Genomic DNA, 14233 nt, shown 5'->3' with positions numbered 1-14233 from the left:
CAGAGTAATGAAAACCCGACTGCGACAAAAATACCTTCTGTGGCAGGGTTTTCAGATAAAAAGAGGGGGGCAGAGTGGCTGAGATTGACAGACTCAAAGAGCAGGTGGCAAACCTGAAAAGACAGATCAGTGAGCAAAAGAAAACAAATGAGATTTTGAAAAACAGGGCGTGCCGGTCCGTTTTGCATGCCGCCGGAGATGGGGTAAGGGGTTTTCCGGATTCTGACCGCTCGTCCTGCCATGTAAAAAACACTTTTCTTGAAAATGTCAATCACGAGGTTCGCTCTTCAATCAACGGTGTTGTGGGGATGATGGGGCTTGTTTTTGAAACTGATCTTTCGGACCGACAAAGAGATTACCTGGAAATGGTGTCATCCTCCGTGGAGAGACTGCAGGGGGTTGTGAACCGAATTCTGGATTATTCAAAAATAGAATGCGGCCTGCTGGAACTCAGGGAGGAGGATTTTAATCTCAAGGAAAAGCTGGATAATGATCTTTATCTGTCAATGCTTGAGGCGGAGGGAAAGGGTCTTGATTTTTCCTGTCATATCGGGCCGGATGTTCCCACCCATGTGAATGGAGATCCGGAAAGAATAGTTCAGGTCCTGTCCGGACTTGTCAATAATGGCATAAAATATACAGAACAGGGACAGGTTGAAATAAGGATTGAACATGACGGATATGACAGGAAGAACAACCTGATCCTCAAATTTTCTGTGATTGACAGTGGCTGTGGTCTTGACGAGCGGAGTCGTGCGTTGATCAGCGGTTACTTTAACAGGAAGATAAAGAACTCTTTTCAACCTCTTGTTGTGGGTTCCGGAGGTTTTGGATTGACGATAGCTTCCCATCTTGTTGATATCATGGGGGGAAGAGTTGGGTTTTCTTCCGGCCCCGACGGTTCTGTTTTCTGGTTCAAGGTACCAGTCAGGGAGGTGTCGGATCTGTATACTGTGGAGGACAGGGGAAGCCGGGTTTTTGAAAACATTGAGGAAAAAAACACCTATGCCCTGAAGGGAGCCCGGGTACTTCTGGCGGAGGATGAGCATATCAACAGGGTTCTTCTCGAAACTGTTCTAAATCAGTTGAATGTTGAGGTCACATCAGTGGAATCTGGAGAGGAGGCTGTAAAAGAGCGGTGCCGTGGTAAATATCATGCTGTGTTAATGGATGTGCAGATGGATGGGGTGGATGGCCTTGAGGCCACCAGAAAGATAAGGGCTTTGGAGAAAGAAAAAGGTGAGCATGTTCCTGTGATCGCCTTAACGGCCCTGGCTATGCCCGGCGACAGGGAGAGGTGTCTGCAGGCGGGTATGGATGATTATCTCCCCAAACCGGTCGACAGGGACCAGCTTATTGATATCCTGAACAAACATATTACACGTAAAGCCCTTGTTGTGGTAAGTGAACTGGAAAGGCAGCAGATTCTGGTTCGAGTACTGGTGGAATCCGGTTGGATGGTGACTATTGCCGAGAGCAGGCGGACTGCAATGTATGAAGCGTCCCTTTCCCATTTTGACTTGATTATTTTTGATATATCCGGTTCAGTTTCCGACTGGTACAGTGCTGTTAATATTATCAGGCAGTTGGAGGAATATTCCGGACGCCAGGCTGTTGTCGTCGGTATTTCCGGGGAGAGCGGTTTTGAGGAAAACAGGGAGAACGGTTTTGATACATTTATTACCGGTTCTTTTACTGAGGACAGGATTAAAAAAGAACTGGAACGGTTTAAAAGAGACTGATACCACTGAAAAAGAAGAATACCCGAAATCACCGGTGAACGAGCCGGTGTGGAAACATATTTACAACACCCAATGATACATTATGATCATGTCTGTCTTGACACCTTCGGGTATGAATTACCCCCCAGGGTTGTCAGTTCGGAAGAAATTGAAAAAAGACTTTCACCTTTGTATGAAAGACTTCGTCTTCCCGCCGGAAGGCTTGAGCTTATGAGTGGAATCCGGGAGCGGCGTTTATGGTCGGATCGGACAAGACCAAGTGACGCGGCGACCCTTGCTGGAAAAAAAGTTCTTGCCAATGGTGGAATATCTCCGGAAAATATTGAATGTCTGATTTTCACTTCAGTTTCCCGGGATATGATGGAACCTGCAACAGCTTCTTTTGTTCATAACAGACTGGGACTCTCATCTTCCTGTCTTCTCTTTGATATTTCAAATGCCTGCCTGGGTTTTCTGGATGGAATGGTCATGCTGGCAAACATGATTGAACTTGGCCAGGTAAAAAATGGCCTGGTTGTATCGGGAGAAACAGCTGAACAACTGCTTGAGTCCACAATACTTTCACTGCTTGCTGACCCGGACCTGACCAGGAAGTCAATTAAACCTGCGTTTGCCTCCCTCACCATAGGCTCCGGTTCCATGGGGCTGTATATGAAGCGGGTGACAAAAGGGGAACGGGGGCTTCGGTTGGTTCATGGTTCCTGGAGGGCCAATACAGCCCACTCCGATCTCTGTCACGGGGGGCAGAGTGGTCCGGGAACCACATTGATGGCCACCGACTCGGAGGAGTTGCTCTACCGGGGTGTTGAGACGGCTCTTCTGACCTGGGAGGCTTTTTCAGGAAAAGAGGGATGGTCGGGGGAGATGATTCATCATTTCTTCTGTCACCAAGTGGGATCTGCCCATGCAAGGTTGCTGTTTGAAAAGCTTGATCTTGATGAAAAAAAGAATTTTGAAACTTTGGCTGATCTGGGAAATGTTGGTTCCGTTTCCGCCCCGATAACCATGGCCATGGCCCTCGAACAACGTATTTTCAAACCGGGGGAAAGAGCAGCCCTTCTTGGTATCGGCAGCGGTATTAATTGTATGATGCTCGGTGTTGAGTGGACGGAGTAGGAGCGAGGAGCATTTCATGTCTATTGGGAACTTGACACAGGAGCAGGGAAAGAAACTGGTTACACTTGCAGAAACAGTTATTGATTCTTACCTGGACGGAAAGAAAACAATACCTGCCACGCCTGATGATCCGGATTTTAAGGAAAAAGGAGCCAGTTTTGTAACCCTGAAACTCTCCGGAAACCTGCGTGGGTGCATAGGGAAACTTGAACCGGTAACAACATTGTGGGAGGATGTTGCTGAAAATGCTGTCAATGCCGCCTTTAATGATTTTCGTTTTTCTCCTCTCAACCGGAAGGAATTTGCTGAAACAACGATCGAGGTTTCCGTTCTGTCAACCCCTGTCCCTTTGGAATACGAATATCCGGAGGAACTTCTCAAACGACTGAGGCCTGGAGTTGATGGTGTTATCCTTCAAGATGGCGGGAAAAGGGCCACTTTTCTTCCCCAGGTGTGGGATCAGTTGCCATCAGCCGGAATCTTCCTGGAAAATCTCTGCAGAAAGGCGGGAATTGATCCATCGGCATTTCAGGAAAAAATAATGGAGATAAAAACATATACGGTTCAGAGTTTTTCCTGAGCGGACGGAATTAAAAAAATGAAAAAAATTGTATTGCCCCCTGAGTTACTGAAGAAACTGCAGGAAATTTACAGGAAACTGGAGGAAGAATATGACCGTGTTGCCGGAGAACTGGTCTTTTCCTGTAGAGACTGTCCTGATAACTGCTGCGACTCCTACTTTCTTCATCACACATATGTGGAGTGGGCCTATCTCTGGATGGGACTGCAGAAACTAGAGCCTGAGTCTCTTGCAGAGATTGAAATGAAGGCGGGGGAATATATTCGGTGTTGTGCCGAAGCTGAGGCAAGGGGAGAACGGCCACAGGTGATGTGTCCCCTCAACAGGGAGGGTCTCTGTATTCTTTACGAACACAGAATGCTTGTCTGCAGGACCCATGGGGTGCCTGCCCGGATAAGAAGACCGGATGGTCGGGTTCTGCATTTTCCGGGATGTTTTCACTGTCAGAATATTGTGGAGAAGATAGACACAAAAACCGGGGATTTGAGTGTTGATCGAACACCAATGCTTCACAGGTTGGCTCAACTGGAAGGGGAGCTGCTTGACCGGCGGAGACATCTTTTACCCAAGGTAAAACTGACAATTGCCCAGATGATTATCAAGGGGCCACCAACGATCCCCTCGCTTTTTTGTGAGAGGAAGAATCCTGCGAAGAGTGGATAAAGTCATGATAAATACCGGAGAGCTCTGGGAGGCAATCGGCGAGATTGACGAGGAAGAAGTGGGACATGTTCTCGTCCGGTTGTTCACCACATATGAGGCACTACTGGCCAGGGATGAAAATAACAGAGAGGCGTTGACTTTCTTTAAAAATCTGGAGACAGCTCTTTCTGTAACCCAGGCGTGTAATCTCAATCGCAGGTAATAAGGGTTTTTCCGTACTATCCTGATCTGCAACGGCTATGAACCTGATAGAGATACTGTTGAGAGCCTGTAGTTGAGTTGAGATATTCGAAAACGAATGGAGAAAATATATGCGTTTAAAGGTAAAGAAAAAGCAACCCAATTCAAAAATGTGTTTTGTCTGCGGACTTGAAAATGGTTTTGGACTGAAAAGCAGATTTTATGAACTGGAGGATGGGAGCCTTGTTGGAGTTTTCACTCCCCAGAATGAACATCAGGGATATCCTGGTAGATTGCACGGTGGTATTGCCGCCACAATTCTGGATGAAACCATAGGCAGGGCAATTATGTTTGCCCATTCAGGAGATGTCTGGGGGGTCACCCTGGAGTTTTCCATGAAGTTGAGAAAACCAGTTCCAATCGGAGAGGAAATTAAAGTAGTTGCCCGAATCGAGAAGGAGGGTCATCGTTCTTTTAACGGGGTTGGCGAAATTCTTCTCGGGGATGGTACGGTTGCTATTGAGGGAAAAGGCCGGTACCTGAAGATGGATATCGAAAAAATTGCTGAATTTGACCACGAAGGGGAGGAGTGGGTTGTTGATGAGTCCCCTGACGATCCTGAATATATTGAGATAGCGCGAACCTGATTTCAGGTAAACGTGTGTCTTCAGTCTGTCCGGGGGAGGGTCAGTGTGAAAACGGTACCTTTTCCCGGTTCGGATTCAAAAGAGAGAGTTCCCTGGTGTTGATTGACAATTCCGTAGGATATTGACAGTCCAAGTCCTGTACCGTCTTCCGCGTGTTTTGTTGAAAAGAACGGTTCGAAAATATTGTCGCGGATGGCCGGGTCTATTCCTGTTCCCATGTCCTTAATGGAGAGAAGAATTTCCTCATCTCTGTTTTCTGTTGTTACCGTAATGGTTCCTCCTGCCTGGGGAGTTGCGTCAGCCGCGTTGATTGTCAGGTTCAGCAGTACCTGGCTGATCTGGTCCGGAACAGCGTAAATTTCATCATGGGTGGCCCTGTAGTTTCTTTTTATTTCCAGATTGCGGGATTTCAGAAATTTATGCTGGAGCAATAGGACATTGTCCATCAGGTTGTGAAGGCTGATGCTCTCTTTTTTCCCCGATGTCGGTTTATTGAACTGGCCTATGTCTTTGAGCAGTTTTTTCATTCGATCACATTCCTCGATGCCGAGTTCGATGAGATCCCTGTCTTCACTGTTCAAACCGGGACGTTCAACCAGATCGGAAAGTAGATATTTTACCCCCATAAGGGGGTTGCCGAACTCGTGGGCGATTGAGGAGGACAGGCGCCCCAATGCACTCAATTTTTCAGAGTGCAGGAGCTGAAGCTGTATTTTCTTTCGTTTTTCTATCTCTTCATTCAGCTCCACCACCGTGTTTTCAAGTTCACTGAACAGTTTGGAGTTTCGGATGTTGATCGCAGCCTGATCGCCAAGAAGTCTGATCAGCTCCTGCCTGTCGGGGGAGAAGGCCTGGGTGGTCAGGTTGTTTTCGAGGTAAATAATACAGATGAGGTTGTTTCTGTAAAAGAGCGGTTTACAGAGTATTGAGCGGGGTCTTTTTTCTATTATATACCTGTCGTCTGTGAACAGCCCCTCACGGGTCGCATCGTCAAGGATCACACTGTTTCGGGTTTGAATGACATAATTCAGTATTGCGCTGGAGGCATTCTGCTGGGAATCGACAGCCATGGTTCGCGGAAGTTCAATCTGTTTGCTTCCCCGGGTCCCGACAGCTTTTATCTGCCAATCATCACCTTCCCTGAAAACCAGGACACCTCGCTGGGCTCCTGAGCTTTCAAGGAGAATTTTCAAAACCTTTTTAAGGAGTTCATAAAAGGTGGTTTCTTCAGTCAAAACCTGTGATGCCTTGAAGATGGCCATCACGTCAAACCGGGGCCTGTCTCAATGGAAAGGATGTCTCTTGCTATGATATCGTCCGGTGCATGGTAAGAATGGCTGTTCTGCCTGTCCATTTGTCGAACTTTAGTTGTTGCGCCCCACCTGTAGTAACAGTATCTGGCCTCTTTTGCATACGGCCTGGCAAGATGATTCTGATCAAGAGAGGTATAGTAGCGGGAAGCCAGTTCAAGGGCGAGGGCTTTCTCCTGGATGTAGCCTGAGTTTTCTGCCTCCTTGATTGCCTGGTCATAGAGCCTTACAGCCTGAAGGTGATTTCCTGTTACTCTGGCCCTTTCCGCTTCAACAAGAATATACTTATGGTGATAATTGTCGGGAGAGTATTTTGCCCAGTTTTTCATCTTGCTCTGGTTTGACGCAATCGTAAAACGGAAATGAAGTCGTTTCCCCTGTGAAGTTTTTTCATACAGGGCCAGGCGAACGAGAGAATCGTAGAAATAGAAAATGGGGACAACAATAGAGGCAAAGACCGCAGGTAGCCATTTTTTAGCCCGGTTTGAGCAGTTGAGGGCCTTGCTGAAGTGTTCAAAGAGATAGGAGTGGATGGTCTTCAGGAGGTAGAGCTGAAACAATGAGGTGAAATCATTACTTGCCATATGAAGGGGTATCATTTCCTCTTCGTTGTAGAATTCTCCCAGGAAAAGTTCCGGGAAATCGCTTTTCCCCCGGAGGTTACTGACAGCCTGACAGTACATGTTCTGGCGGTAAAGAGTGATGGGCTGTGCATGTCTTTCAATTTCTTCCCGGTAAATAGTTAATTCCTGCTGGGTTCTGTTGAGGTTATGACCAAGGTGATACAGGCGATGGGAGTAGGAGTATGCGGCGTTGACAGCCAGTTCAAGTTCTCCAAGTTCCCTGCATTTCTTAAACGTTGCCAGGAGTGGAGAGAGTGTCGTTTTTATATGGTCTTTCCAGTGGGCAATCAGGTTATTGACCATGTAACAGGAATGTACTGTTTTGGATCTGTTCCCGTAAAGAATTGAAACATTGTGGGCTAGTTTACTAAAGGCATAGCCTGTTTTAATGCTTCTTCCCGGAAAACTGCAGAGAAGAAGTCCGTAGGTGGGGTATCCTGCCATAAGCGCAAAGGGTGTGTTTCCGTATTTCAGTGAGAGGTGGATTGTTTTGAGGGTAATAAACGGGAGGAGTTTCGGGCGTGAGCAATAGGCAGCAGTGCTGATTTCCATGAGAAATTTCATGGCCTCCCTGGAGGATGAATCAGTTGCATCCGGCAGTTTTTCCAGGTAATCCAACCCCTTGCCCGCCACTAGAATACGCGTTCGGAGAAACAGGATTGCGGACAGAAGGGAGGATGGATTTTGTGGAAGACGTACTCCAAGCTTGTCCAGTGCCTCAAGGCAGGTTTCAACACACTCTGCGAGTTGATAGTTGGACTTCTGGGCTTTTGCCCTGATATGGTAAGCGTCTATCTTGTCTGGAAAGGTTTTTGCCTTTTGGCAGATTATGGAAAAAAGCCTGTCTGTTTCCCCGTATTCCCTGTTGAGATATGCGGCTTCGCTGGCTTCTGTGTGAACCTCCAGGGCGAGGTCGTAATGTTCTTCCCAGCAGTTTTCCGGCAGCAGGGAGAGTGCTGTCTGCAGGTACAAAAAGGCTGTTTCCCTGGATGCCGTGTTTTTAGCCTTCCGGGCAGCCCTCAGGTTGGCTCTGGCAAGCTCAAGTTTTTCGTCTGGTGAAGTTATCAGAGAAACCCCCATGTTCAGGTGAAAAACTGTATCAAAATCGGTGTCTTCTATGGTTGTGGAATGCGCCTGTTTCTGAAGAAATCGACCGATTTTCAGATGAATTTTCTCTTTTTTATCCTTATTTAGAAAGGAATATGCCAGTTCCTGTATCTGCTCGTGGCCGAAAATGATCCTCGTCTCAGGATTTCTGTTATTGTTCAGGGTGTTATCGGCAATCAACAGGCCATCGGAACAGAGATCTTCGATAAGCGGCAGGATTTCATCCAACTCTTTGTCAACAACCGCCATAAGCATCTTCAGGGAAAATGATTTCCCTATACAAGCGCCGCTTTGCAGCAATTCAGCGGTAGCGACAGGCAGCGTCTGTATTCTCTGGGTCAGAATGTCAGCAATATTTTCTGAGAGTTCTGTGCGGTTGATTTCGTGGAGATCCCAGTTCCATTTTCCGGTTTCACTCTCAAAAAACAGATGTTTTTTCTGGTTCATGGAGTGAATGAATTGCTTCAGGAAAAACGGGTTACCGCCTGTTTTAGTAAGGCAGATCCGGGCAATCTGCTCTACCTTTTCCTCCCGGGAGAGCAGTAACTGGGACAGGAGCTGGACGACATGTTTTTTTTCCAGAGGAGGGGGGGCTATTATTGTGAGGTTCAGGGTAGATTTTCTGACGGTTTCCAGTGTCTTGTAAAAAGGATGGTCCTTTTTCACCTCGTTGTTTCTGTAGCATAAGATAAAGAAAACGTTTTTTAATGAGCTGGAAGTGAGCAGCTTACCCATGAGCTTGAGAGTCGATCTGTCAGCCCTGTGAATATTATCCTGCACTATGACAAGAGACCTTTCCGGTGAGGCAAAAAGAGAGAGAAAATCCTGACATAGTCGTAAAAGTCGTTGTTCGGTTTCAAAGGGGCTGAGGGGGCGCGGGGCAGGATGTTTCCCGATAATGTGTTCGAGGTCAGGAATAATATCAGTCAAAACCTGACAGTTTTCCTGAAGTTTCTCTTCAATTCTCTGTTGCCAGCTGCGGATTGAATCTCTGTTCCCGGTGAGTATTCTGCTGATGAGTGTCTGCATTATTTTTACGAGAGCAGTGTAGGGTCTGTCCTGATCCTTCATGTTGTACTTTCCGGTGACAACAAGAAAAGAGTGTTGAGACAGGGTCCTGGTGAAGCTGTGAACCAATTCCGTTTTACCGATGCCCGGCAGCCCTTCAATGAGAATTACACCGGGAGCACCGTTTTTTCTTTCAAGTGCCTGCTGCAGTTGTTTGAAGTTCTCTGATCGATTGAAGAGTTTTTCCGGAAAAACAATTTTATCATGAAAATCGCTTTCCCCAGGTAGAAAGGAGCTTACGGTTTTTGTATCCCGGAGCTCTGTTTGACATCTGTTCAGATCCGAAAGAAGGCCCGAGCATGTCTGGTACCTGTTTCTTCGTGTTTTGTTCAGGAGCTTCAGAATTATTCCGGAGATGGCCTTGGGGAGAGAGGGGTCCTTAAGGGTAGGAGGCGGCGGCTGGGTTGCCAGGTGGTGGTGGAGAAGTTCAATGGGGTCCCCAGTTGTGAAGGGAAGCTCTCCCGTGAATAGCTGGTACAGCGTGATCCCGAGAGAGTAGAGGTCTGTACGGCTGTCAAGAACCTTGTCGTAATGACCTGTCTGTTCGGGAGCTATGTAAGCGAGTGATTTTTCACGTGTTTTCAAGTCTGTGTTTGGTATGCCGTTTCCAGGGTCCAGAGCGGCTCTGCTGAAGTTGATTATCTTTATGGAATGGGTTTTACTGTTGTAAACAATATTGGACGGGTTGAGGTTCAGAAAGAGAATGTTATGTCGGTGAATGACTTCAAGAGCCTGGGTTATCCTGATTGCCATTCCGAGGGTCCATTCCAGATTCTTCCTGACTGTACTGATTATATCTGCGAGGGTGACATGACCGCAGTCTTCAAGGACCATCACCAGGCTGTTTTTGTACTTTTCAAGAGAGTACGCTCTGACTATCAGTTCTGACTGGAGGGAGGATATAATTGAATATTCTCTTGCAAAGTTACGAAGAAGGGCGTTGTCCGGATGGTCATCCTTTAAAAACTTCAGGATAACGGGAAGGTTGTCCCGTTTTTTTTCCGCCCTGTATATTGCGTGAGTATCGCCGTTGTAGACAGTATCAGTGATTTGATATCCAGCAAGTCTGTGCACCGTCCGCTCCTTTTTTCTGAGTTTCATGGATAATCAAATTGTTCAAGAGAAACAACTCCCATCACCATTGATCGCTTGCGGATTCAGGTTTCTGCAATGCAAAATTCCTGGCAGTTTACCAGATTCAAAAAAACTATAACAGGTTATCCTGCATATTTTTGCGAGGGTTATCCCGCATTTTTCATCAGTTCAGGCGGCGTCAGTTACAAAATTTTCAAGAGTAAATAATAGTGGTCTATATTTACTCTTGAAATATTGCAGAAGATGGCGTCGCCTGGGCTGACCTTGGGTGAATATTGTGTCAATTTTGTTCGACTACTGATAGTTGGCTAATTATTTGTATTTTACAGCTCATCTCAAAATTGACACAATGCTCATGAGAAATGCGGGTTATGGGGGGTTCGGTGTTGTCCGTGAGGGTTGAAGAGACACAACCCGTCAATGGGTGTCAATGTTCATGGCGGTGGGGATGTGCTCCTGCTTTATGGATATGACTGTGAACGTGAATATGGTCTTCTTCACACCTGTGGATATGTCCATGCTCTATCTGGAAAAGGACAGAATTTGTCTTGTTGAGAAAATCCCAGTCATGGGAGATAATGATCTGGTTCTGGTCCAGTCCCTGCAGAATCGTAATGAGACGCTCCCTTGTTTCGGGGTCCAGATTGTTGGTCGGTTCATCAAGAAGCAGAACCTTTGGGTTCATGGCCAGGATGGTGGCAAGAGCGACCAGTTTTTTCTCTCCCCCTGAAAGCCTGTGTGTGATTCTTTCCTCAAAACCGTAAAGTCCCAGTTTGTTCAGAGTTTCAAGGGCAAGTTCTCTGGCTTCGGCTGGTTGGTAGCCAAGGTTAAGAGGACCGAAGGCGACATCTTCTATAACTGTCGGTGAGAAAAGCTGATCATCAGAGCTCTGGAAAAGAAAACCGACATCTTTTCTGAGAGCCCTGAGCATGGTTTTATCTGTGACGGGTGCTCCCTTGAACAGGAGCTCCCCTTCGTCCGGTTTTAGAAGTCCAACAATAATTTGAAAAAAGGTCGTTTTTCCGCAACCGTTGGAGCCGACAATGCCGTAGTTTTTCTCTGTTATTGAGAAATTCAGATCTTTGAGAATTGGCTTTGGAGCCTGGGGATAACTGTAAGAGATATTTCTCAGTTCTATAATAGGTGTGGTTGTCATGAAAAGAGAGCTACACAATTTTTCCGTCTCTGGCAAGAAGAAAGACCGTAGGAGTGCAGGTCATACGAAGTTAGCCAGAATAAGAAGAAGTGTGAGTGCTGTGCTGATAAGCAGAAAAACTGTGTCACCTCGTGTATATATATCCCTGGAGAGGGGGATGAGATGTCCGTCAAACCCGCGCAGCACCATGGCCTGGTGAACCCGGGCCGCACGATTCCAGCTTTTTACCAGGGTCATACCGAAAAGGTAACCGAATGTGCGGTAGGTATGGATGGTGGTTGCCGGGACAAAGCAGCGCATCTTTGCTGCACGGACAAGGCGCTGGTACTCCTGGTGAATGACGAAAACATAACGGTAGGAAAAGAGAAGAATAAAACAGAGTCTTTCCGGGAGGTGCAGAGCTTCCAGGGCGTGGCCTATATTTGCAATTCGCGAAGTACCGAGCAGGGCGATAAGAATCAGTACTATCCCATTTGTTTTCAGAGAAATAAGGGCGGCCAGTTGCACACCTTGGGAAGAAACGTGCAGCGGGCCGGTCCCTGTGAATGATATGCCATCGTAGGTAAAAGGGAGAGTCAGCCATAAAAACAGGGTAAAACTGTTTACCGCCAGCAGTCTTTTCATGACAAGCCTGGCCGGCAGCCCGGTCAGGAGGAAAAGAACAATCCCGAGCAGGAGAGTCATAGCTGCCACGGTGAAACTGTTTGATATGGCAGAAGCAGTGACAAGAGTTGTGGCAGCTATGATTTTGGCTTTTGGATCTCTCCGGTGCAGTGATGAAGTACCTTCGGCAAAACGTTCGTTCATTGGAATTAATCTCGTTTCTGAAAATTGTCCAGGTGGATCCAGAGAACGGCGCCTGTTTCCACACCCTTATCGTTTTCTTCGGGATCCTGAAGGGTGTAGTCGGCTTCAGTCAGGGCTGCAAAACCCCACCAGCCTGCACGAGGACAGGTAAAGGTGAAAACTCCATTGCTGTCGGCCTTGACCACCTGGGTGATATGGTAGTCGTCTGGAGCCAGAAGGGTATTACCCTTATTGTAGTATTCCACCTCAACTTCAGCTCCTGCAGCGGGTTTACCTTTTACAAGAACCTTACCGGTAAAACTGTTTCCGGCGTAATTACCAAAGGGGCGGGTGAGGGGGACGATTTCCGTAGGTAGACCGACAGGCTCATCCCAGCCTGTATCGTCGCCGAATGCGGCAACTATTGTTTTGGTGTAATGAATAATGCTTATGTCTTCGGCCGGCTCCCAGTACGGATGGGGTTCCATGACAAAGACATAAACACCGGGACGTTTGAAGGAGATATCTGTATTCCACGCTTTGTGACCCATGAAAGTCGTGGCTTTCAGGTTGTCTGTTAAATCTGTTGTCTGTCCGTTGACTGTCATTGTGAACTTTTCAGGTTTTTCCAGATCCATGCCCTTGTTTTCAAAAGGGTGGGCAAAGGCAAGTTCAAATTTTGCGTTTTTCTTATCCTGGGTAATGATACTTTTTTCCGGAATAATCATGCCAAAATGGGCAAGGCAGTTCTGGGTGGAAAAAATAAACAAAAGTGTTGCGGCGAAGGTAAGTTGTCTGACATGTTTCATGATAATTTTTTTTCCCCTTTTCTTCTTGTTTGAAAATATGCGGCTATTCCGGCTATGCCAAGGATATAGCCGATTCCCCCAGGATATCCTGAAGTGAAGTCGGCTTTTCCTGTTGGAGAGCCAGAGATCTTTTTATTGGTCCGAGTTGCCTGTCTAGTTCCGAAGAGATAATTTTTCGCAGTAATACTTCATTTGGCAACTGTTGCTCCTGATCCGGTTTCCGCTGAGGAGCCTTTGTCATTTTTTCAGTTTTACGGGGAGTTGAGCTGACTCCGGGAAGATAGTCCTCTGCGTTGAGCAGCCAGCTGTTTTTATGACCGTCTCCGCTGTTGATGGTGATTTTGAGGTTCAGTTGGTTGTCTCTTGCTTTCTTCGGAATGGGAAAAGAAAATACTCCCCTGTCATCTGTTTTTCCTTTCAGGATTTCCTCATTTTCCTTTTGGCTGGTCACTGTAACAGTTGAATTTCTCGCTGGTTTTCCGCCGCTGAATTTCGCTTCTGTTTTTATTATGCCACCTTCTTCCCAGGCAAAAATTCTTACCTTGTGTGCCCGGGCCGGCAGGGACGTAAGTAATATGAGGATAACTGGAAGCATCAGGACTGCAACAGACAGTGAAGGTCCCGACTGCGATGGAAAAATTTTTTGTGATGGGATTTTCAGAGAGAAGTTGTTTATATGGATCATAATATCACCTTTTGTCGGGAGGGGCTATTCTTCCTGTTTGCTGATCTGCAGAAATTCAGGTTGCACCTTTGCCAGAAAGGATATGGTAAACATGGTAATAATTCCCTCAATAAACATAACCGGAATGTGGGCTGCGATGACAAGTTGAGCGGCATGCCAGAAACCACTGTCAGTAATTGTAAGAGCGACAGCCTGGAGGATGGATGAGAGCAGGATGGAAAGAAAACCACAACCGAAAGCGGCTATTTTTCTTTTATTACCGTTATTTTTGAGCCAGGGGCGGAAGAGGTAGTAACAGAGAAGGGCCGGGAGAGCCATGATTGTGGTATTAACTCCAAGGACAGTCAGGCCACCAAATTGAAAAAAAACAGTCTGGAGAAAAAGGGCTACGAGAATGGCGGGAAAACAGCTCCATCCGAGAAGGAGTCCCATCAGTCCTCCCATGATAAGATGGACACTCCCGGGACCCAGGGGGACATGAATCAGTGAAGCGACAAAAAATGTTGCAGTAAGCAGACTGACACTCATTATTTTATCATAATTGAGTTTTTTCAGACCAACAGCCGTGCCCGCAAAGGCAACTGCTCCCCCAGTGATAAGAACGGGTGTGGAGAGGACACCCTCTGAAATATGCATGAAATACAGCTCCTGACCTTAAACTGTTCT

13 protein-coding genes are annotated in these 14233 nt (G+C 46.8%); 6 read left to right on the top strand and 7 right to left on the bottom strand.

The features are described from left to right. Positions 1 to 74 precede the first annotated feature (74 nt). From LO777_RS17015 to LO777_RS16990, 6 genes are all read left to right on the top strand, one after another. On the top strand, positions 75 to 1742 hold the full coding sequence (locus tag LO777_RS17015; RefSeq protein ID WP_228855038.1) for a response regulator: 1668 nt from the start codon (positions 75 to 77) through the stop codon (positions 1740 to 1742). A gap of 72 nt (positions 1743 to 1814) precedes the next feature. After that, on the top strand, positions 1815 to 2858 hold the full coding sequence (locus LO777_RS17010) for a 3-oxoacyl-ACP synthase III (RefSeq protein ID WP_228855037.1): 1044 nt from the start codon (positions 1815 to 1817) through the stop codon (positions 2856 to 2858). Between the two features lie 16 nt (positions 2859 to 2874). After that, a complete protein-coding gene (gene amrA / locus LO777_RS17005; protein WP_228855036.1) occupies positions 2875 to 3438 on the top strand; it encodes an AmmeMemoRadiSam system protein A in 564 nt (187 codons plus the stop codon). A gap of 18 nt (positions 3439 to 3456) precedes the next feature. Then, positions 3457 to 4101, top strand: a complete 645-nt coding sequence (locus LO777_RS17000) for a hypothetical protein (protein ID WP_228855035.1) — start codon at positions 3457 to 3459, stop codon at positions 4099 to 4101. A gap of 4 nt (positions 4102 to 4105) precedes the next feature. Next, positions 4106 to 4303: a hypothetical protein gene (locus LO777_RS16995; protein WP_228855034.1), complete on the top strand. Its 198-nt coding sequence runs from the start codon at positions 4106 to 4108 to the stop codon at positions 4301 to 4303. A 109-nt stretch (positions 4304 to 4412) separates the two neighbouring features. After that, positions 4413 to 4928, top strand: coding sequence for a PaaI family thioesterase (locus LO777_RS16990; RefSeq protein ID WP_228855033.1), 516 nt, complete (start codon positions 4413 to 4415; stop codon positions 4926 to 4928). Positions 4929 to 4948: 20 nt separating this feature from the next. Here LO777_RS16990 and LO777_RS16985 read toward each other — a convergent pair whose 3' ends face one another. From LO777_RS16985 to cbiM, 7 genes are all read right to left on the bottom strand, one after another. Further along, the gene (locus LO777_RS16985; protein ID WP_228855032.1) at positions 4949 to 6190 is read right to left on the bottom strand and encodes a GAF domain-containing sensor histidine kinase; all 1242 of its coding nucleotides are present in this window, start codon (positions 6188 to 6190) and stop codon (positions 4949 to 4951) included. Continuing rightward, the gene (locus tag LO777_RS16980; protein WP_228855031.1) at positions 6190 to 10110 is read right to left on the bottom strand and encodes an ATP-binding protein; all 3921 of its coding nucleotides are present in this window, start codon (positions 10108 to 10110) and stop codon (positions 6190 to 6192) included. The genes LO777_RS16985 and LO777_RS16980 overlap by 1 nt, the downstream gene beginning before the upstream one ends. A gap of 448 nt (positions 10111 to 10558) precedes the next feature. Then, on the bottom strand, positions 10559 to 11287 hold the full coding sequence (locus tag LO777_RS16975) for an energy-coupling factor ABC transporter ATP-binding protein (protein WP_228855030.1): 729 nt from the start codon (positions 11285 to 11287) through the stop codon (positions 10559 to 10561). A 60-nt stretch (positions 11288 to 11347) separates the two neighbouring features. Next, complete coding sequence (cbiQ, locus tag LO777_RS16970) at positions 11348 to 12094, bottom strand: cobalt ECF transporter T component CbiQ (RefSeq protein ID WP_228855029.1); 747 nt, start codon at positions 12092 to 12094, stop codon at positions 11348 to 11350. A gap of 5 nt (positions 12095 to 12099) precedes the next feature. Beyond that, the gene (locus tag LO777_RS16965) at positions 12100 to 12882 is read right to left on the bottom strand and encodes a DUF4198 domain-containing protein (protein ID WP_228855028.1); all 783 of its coding nucleotides are present in this window, start codon (positions 12880 to 12882) and stop codon (positions 12100 to 12102) included. 52 nt (positions 12883 to 12934) lie between these two features. Beyond that, a complete protein-coding gene (locus LO777_RS16960; protein WP_228855027.1) occupies positions 12935 to 13477 on the bottom strand; it encodes a DUF4198 domain-containing protein in 543 nt (180 codons plus the stop codon). Between the two features lie 114 nt (positions 13478 to 13591). Next, entirely contained in the window at positions 13592 to 14203 is a 612-nt protein-coding gene (gene cbiM / locus LO777_RS16955; RefSeq protein ID WP_228855026.1) for a cobalt transporter CbiM, read from the bottom strand. Between the last annotated feature and the right edge of the window lie 30 nt (positions 14204 to 14233).

It is taken from the genome of Desulfomarina profundi (genome assembly GCF_019703855.1).
GTDB classification, from domain to species: domain Bacteria; phylum Desulfobacterota; class Desulfobulbia; order Desulfobulbales; family Desulfocapsaceae; genus Desulfomarina; species Desulfomarina profundi.
The sequence above is the reverse complement of the archived record's forward strand: the minus strand, read 5'-3'. Positions and strand labels throughout refer to the sequence as shown.

Excerpts from the sequence above, each read along its gene's own strand:
- LO777_RS16990 (WP_228855033.1), top strand. The coding sequence starts at position 4,413 with ATGCGTTTAAAGGTAAAGAAAAAGCAACCCAATTCAAAAATGTGTTTT.
- LO777_RS16975 (WP_228855030.1), bottom strand. The coding sequence starts at position 11,287 with ATGACAACCACACCTATTATAGAACTGAGAAATATCTCTTACAGTTAT.
- LO777_RS16995 (WP_228855034.1), top strand. The coding sequence starts at position 4,106 with ATGATAAATACCGGAGAGCTCTGGGAGGCAATCGGCGAGATTGACGAG.
- LO777_RS16960 (WP_228855027.1), bottom strand. The coding sequence starts at position 13,477 with ATGCTTCCAGTTATCCTCATATTACTTACGTCCCTGCCGGCCCGGGCA.
- cbiM (WP_228855026.1), bottom strand. The coding sequence starts at position 14,203 with ATGCATATTTCAGAGGGTGTCCTCTCCACACCCGTTCTTATCACTGGG.
- LO777_RS16965 (WP_228855028.1), bottom strand. The coding sequence starts at position 12,882 with ATGAAACATGTCAGACAACTTACCTTCGCCGCAACACTTTTGTTTATT.
- amrA (WP_228855036.1), top strand. The coding sequence starts at position 2,875 with ATGTCTATTGGGAACTTGACACAGGAGCAGGGAAAGAAACTGGTTACA.
- LO777_RS17000 (WP_228855035.1), top strand. The coding sequence starts at position 3,457 with ATGAAAAAAATTGTATTGCCCCCTGAGTTACTGAAGAAACTGCAGGAA.
- LO777_RS16985 (WP_228855032.1), bottom strand. The coding sequence starts at position 6,190 with ATGGCCATCTTCAAGGCATCACAGGTTTTGACTGAAGAAACCACCTTT.
- LO777_RS17010 (WP_228855037.1), top strand. The coding sequence starts at position 1,815 with ATGATACATTATGATCATGTCTGTCTTGACACCTTCGGGTATGAATTA.
- cbiQ (WP_228855029.1), bottom strand. The coding sequence starts at position 12,094 with ATGAACGAACGTTTTGCCGAAGGTACTTCATCACTGCACCGGAGAGAT.